At 48.7% G+C, this 1,695-nt stretch carries 2 protein-coding genes; both read left to right on the forward strand.

What is annotated here, in order from left to right:
• Positions 1-276: 276 nt before the first annotated feature.
• On the forward strand, positions 277-732 hold the full coding sequence (locus tag C508_RS0117330; protein ID WP_018704828.1) for a helix-turn-helix domain-containing protein: 456 nt from the start codon (positions 277-279) through the stop codon (positions 730-732).
• A 15-nt stretch (positions 733-747) separates the two neighbouring features.
• Positions 748-1,626, forward strand: a complete 879-nt coding sequence (locus C508_RS0117335) for a replication protein RepA (protein WP_018704829.1) — start codon at positions 748-750, stop codon at positions 1,624-1,626.
• The last annotated feature ends 69 nt before the right edge of the window (positions 1,627-1,695 follow it).

A 1,695-nucleotide genomic window follows, 5' to 3' on the forward strand; every position in this document is an offset into this window, starting at 1 on the left:
CTCAAAGTATTCCCTGTGTGAAAGCGAACAGGGGGCATAGGGGGAAACAGAATGGTGAAATTATCATCAATACCCTCTCACAGAATTTTATTCCAAAAAGCCTTTGGGACTCCTACTGTTTCTCTGGGACATTCAAAAAGGGAACCCAAGCAAAACGCAGGTATATCAAGGGTCACACAGGAAAGCCTATGCAAATTATAAGACCAAGGCAGGAATACACGGCGTAGTGTCGTATATGGTGAATGACACAAGCAAACCTGCACAGGAGGCATGATGATGATGAACAAGGATAATATGTTGACGATAGACCAAGTAGCCCAGTTAATGAAGGTCTCAAAGGACACCATAAGGAGGCGTGTGCGTGAAGGTGAGTATGTAGCAGAGAAGCACGTTGGGCCTTATGGGGAGCAATGGTATCTCCCAGAGAGCCAATTCGACCAAGCAAGGATAATTCAAGAAGTAGTCCCAATGACTCGCTCTGTGGCTGTCTCAGAACTCCAAGCCACTCTGCAACTCGCCTTGTCAGAAGTAGTCACCCAAGCAGTCCAAGAGGAAACAGGGAAACTCATGGAGGAAATAAAGAGCCTCAAGGAACAACTGGCAACAGCCCAGAGCAATGGTGAAAGTCATTACCGGCTTGTCGATGAGCGGTTACGGCAACTCACTGAGGCCAGACAACAGGAACAAGCACAGGAACAGCCAAGGTCATTCTGGCAACGGCTATTCGGCTAATGGGAGGACAAGCACATGAAGACACCAAAGAACATCAATGAGTTAATCAGTGAAGCATTAGCGATGGAGATTGAAGAGGCCAAGGAGGCAGGGGCTTTAGGCTTTATGGCTCGGTCTCTTGTTCAGGCCACCATGCCACACCGCAAGGCCGAAGGGAACGAATTTAAGAGAACCAATGGAGCCTTTACGCTGTCCATGCTGGCTCCTTCTGATATTGGTCTACCGTATGGCTCAGTCCCACGGATTCTCCTTGCGTGGCTGACAACAGAAGCGGTCAAGACCAAGGACAGAGAAATAGTCCTGGGGGATTCCCTCAGCGACTTCATGCGTCAATTAGACATGATTCCTACAGGTGGCCGATGGGGAAGTATCACTCGTCTCAGGGAGCAAATGACAAGGCTCTTTTCATGCTTTATCTCCTGCACCTATGTAGACAACAATCTGACAGCCTTGAAGAACATCATGGTAGCCGATAAGAGCAACCTCTGGTGGGAACCAAAGAACCCAAAGCAAATACAGTTATTTCAGTCTACAGTCACATTGTCTCAGGGTTTCTTCGATGAGGTCACACAGAACCCCATCCCAATAGACATCAGGGCGTTAAAGGCTCTCCAAAAGTCACCACTGGCTCTGGACATCTACTGTTGGCTGACGTATCGCATGAGTTACCTGCGGTCTCCTGTGGTCATCCCGTGGGAGTCGCTACAAATGCAATTCGGGTCTGACTACAAACTGACCAGACAATTCAAAGCGGCTTTCCTCGACCAACTCCGAAAAGTGAAAGTGCTGTACCCAGCGGTGAACGCTGAAGACCACCCACACGGTCTATTGCTGAAGCCAAGCCGGACAAGTATCACGAAGACCCAAATATTCCTGCCATCTGGGGATAAGTAGCCCAAAATGTGGCCTCTGACCCTGTGGATAAAAAGTTATCCACGCATTAACGGTGACGCATGTATCCCT

This window comes from Anaeromusa acidaminophila DSM 3853 (genome assembly GCF_000374545.1).
In the GTDB taxonomy this organism is placed as follows: Bacteria; Bacillota; Negativicutes; order Anaeromusales; family Anaeromusaceae; genus Anaeromusa; species Anaeromusa acidaminophila.

Bases quoted from the DNA above. Each gene is read 5' to 3' on its own strand.
- C508_RS0117330 (WP_018704828.1), top strand. From the start codon at position 277: ATGATGAACAAGGATAATATGTTGACGATAGACCAAGTAGCCCAGTTA.
- C508_RS0117335 (WP_018704829.1), top strand. From the start codon at position 748: ATGAAGACACCAAAGAACATCAATGAGTTAATCAGTGAAGCATTAGCG.